At 66.9% G+C, this 2,686-nt stretch carries 3 protein-coding genes; all 3 read left to right on the forward strand.

Annotated features, from left to right (window positions below; translation table 11 throughout):
- The coding region (locus F7R91_RS41635) for an ABC transporter substrate-binding protein (protein WP_225321135.1) at window positions 1-923 on the forward strand (923 nt) is incomplete at its 5' end.
- Window positions 924-956: 33 nt separating this feature from the next.
- Window positions 957-1,886: an amino acid ABC transporter permease gene (locus F7R91_RS41640; RefSeq protein WP_150959058.1), complete on the forward strand. Its 930-nt coding sequence runs from the start codon at window positions 957-959 to the stop codon at window positions 1,884-1,886.
- Window positions 1,883-2,680 (forward strand): amino acid ABC transporter ATP-binding protein, encoded by a 798-nt coding sequence (locus F7R91_RS41645; RefSeq protein ID WP_331000742.1) that lies wholly within the window; start codon window positions 1,883-1,885, stop codon window positions 2,678-2,680. The genes F7R91_RS41640 and F7R91_RS41645 overlap by 4 nt, the downstream gene beginning before the upstream one ends.
- Window positions 2,681-2,686 lie beyond the last annotated feature (6 nt).

Raw genomic sequence — 2,686 nt, forward strand, 5'->3', positions numbered from 1 at the left:
CCCGGATTGCCGCGGTCGGTGCGATCGCGGTCGCAGGCGCGCTGCTGCTCACCGCCTGCGGTGACCAGACGGACCAGGGCAGCAGTGACAGTACGTCGGAGGCGAGCGCCGCGGCGCCGCTGGCCGACAAGCTTCCCGCGGACATCAAGAAGGCCGGCGTGATCAAGGTCGGCTCGGACATCGCCTACCCGCCGGTCGAGTACATGGAGGGCGGTAAGGCGGTCGGTATCGACCCGGACATCGCCGATGCGCTCGGCAAGCAGCTGGGGGTGAGGTTCGAGTTCCAGAACGGCAAGTTCGACCAGCTGATCGTGGGTCTGCAGTCCAAGCGGTTCAATACGATCATGTCGGCGATGAACGACACGAAGGACCGGCAGGAGGGCATCGACTCCGACACCGGCAAGAAGGTCGGTGACGGCATCGACTTCGTGGACTACTTCACCGCCGGTACCTCGATCCTGGTGCAGAAGGGCAACCCGAAGGGCATCAAGTCGCTGGATGACCTGTGCGGGCAGACGGTGGCGCTGCAGCGCGGCACCACGTCCGAGGGCATCGCCAAGGACCAGAGCAAGAAGTGCACCGACGACGGCAAGAAGGCCATCAAGCTGCAGACCTTCGACACCGACCCGGAGGCGCTGCTGCGGCTGAAGCAGGGCGCGTCGGTGGCGGACCTGAACGACTTCCCGGTCGCCGCGTACAACGCGAAGACCTCGGGCGGCGGCAACGACTTCGAGGTGGTCGGTGAGCAGATCGAGGCCGGCCCGTACGGGATCGGGGTGAGCAAGGACAGCACCCAGCTGCGTGACGCGCTGCAGGCGGCGATGGCCGCGATCATCGAGAACGGCGAGTACACGAAGATCCTTCAGAAGTGGAACGTGACGGACGGCGCGGTCACCGAGGCCACCGTCAACGGCGGCTCCTGACCCTGCCCGAGGCAACACTGAAGGGCAGTCACTGTGACTGACACTGTCGACAAGGCTCCGGCGGGCTCGGTGCCGCCGGAGCAGATCAAGGCCATCCCGGTGCGCCACTGGGGCCGCTGGGTGGCCGCCTTCCTGGTCGTGGCCGTGCTGGCGCTGATCGGGATCGCCTTCTCCAACGCGAAGATCAACTACGACATCATCCCGGACTACCTCACCGACGACCTGATCCTGGACGGCGTCTGGCACACGCTGTACATCTCGGTGCTGGCGATGGTGCTCGGCCTGGTGCTCGGGGTGATCCTCGCGGTGATGCGGATGTCGTCGAACCCGGTCACCTCCACGGTGGCCTGGCTGTACATCTGGTTCTTCCGCGGCACCCCGGTGCTGGTGCAGCTGCTGCTGTGGTACAACATCGCCCTCGTGTTCCCCATGCTCAACCTGGGGTTCTACAAGGACGAGATGAACCAGGTGATGACGCCGTTCCTGGCGGCCCTGCTCGGCCTGGGCCTGAACGAGGCCGCCTACATGTCCGAGATCGTGCGGGCCGGCATCCAGTCCGTGGACGAGGGGCAGACGGAGGCCTCGCACGCGCTGGGCATGACCCAGGGCAAGACGCTGCGCCGGGTGGTGCTGCCGCAGGCCATGCGGGTGATCGTGCCCCCCACGGGCAACGAGTTCATCAACATGCTCAAAACCTCCTCACTCGCCTACGCCGTCCAGTTCAACGAACTGATCAAGCGGGCCACGGACGTCTCCAGCACCTCGCTGGCGGTGGTGGAGATGTACTTCGTCGCCTCCATCTGGTACCTGATCCTGACCAGCGTGTTCAGCGTCGGCCAGTACTACCTCGAGCGCCGCTACGCCCGCGGCTCGCAGCGCAGCCTGCCGCCCACCCCGCTGCAGCGGCTGAAGAAGAACCTCCGCCTGTTCGGTTCGTTCCGCCGCCCGGAGGTGACCCGATGACCGGTCTCATCAAGGACAGCATCCCCACCGGCGGGCAGCCGATGGTCAGGGCCGAGGGGGTGCACAAGTCCTTCGGGCTCGCGCACATCCTCAAGGGCATCGACCTGGTGGTCAACCCGCGCGAGGTGTTCTGCCTGATCGGCCCGTCCGGCTCCGGCAAGTCCACCTTCCTGCGCTGCATCAACCACCTGGAGAAGATCAGCGCCGGCCGGCTCTACGTCGACGGCAGCCTGGTCGGCTACCGGCAAAGCGGCGACAAGCTCTACGAGCTGAAGGAGAAGGAGGTGGCCGCGCAGCGCCGGGACATCGGCATGGTCTTCCAGCGCTTCAACCTCTTCCCCCACATGACCGCGCTGGAGAACGTCACCGAGGCGCCGGTCCAGGTCAAGGGCGAGACCAAGGCCGCCGCCCGGGAACGCGCCCGGCAGCTGCTGGACCGGGTCGGCCTCGGCGACAAGGTCGGCCACTACCCCGCCCAGCTCTCCGGCGGCCAGCAGCAGCGCGTCGCCATCGCCCGGGCCCTGGCCATGCAGCCCAAGCTGATGCTCTTCGACGAGCCCACCTCGGCCCTGGACCCCGAACTGGTCGGCGAGGTCCTCGACGTGATGCGGGACCTCGCCGAGGACGGCATGACCATGATCGTCGTCACCCACGAGATGGGCTTCGCCCGCGAGGTCGGCGACTCCCTGGTCTTCATGGACGACGGCGTCGTCGTCGAGTCCGGCCACCCCCGCGACGTGCTGGGAAACCCCCAGCACGAACGCACCCGCTCCTTCCTCTCCAAGGTCCTCTGACCACAC

Source organism: Streptomyces luteolifulvus, assembly GCF_008806595.1.
Taxonomy (GTDB): Bacteria; Actinomycetota; Actinomycetes; order Streptomycetales; family Streptomycetaceae; genus Streptomyces; species Streptomyces luteolifulvus.

Excerpts from the sequence above, each read along its gene's own strand:
- F7R91_RS41645 (WP_331000742.1), top strand. The coding sequence starts at position 1,883 with ATGACCGGTCTCATCAAGGACAGCATCCCCACCGGCGGGCAGCCGATG.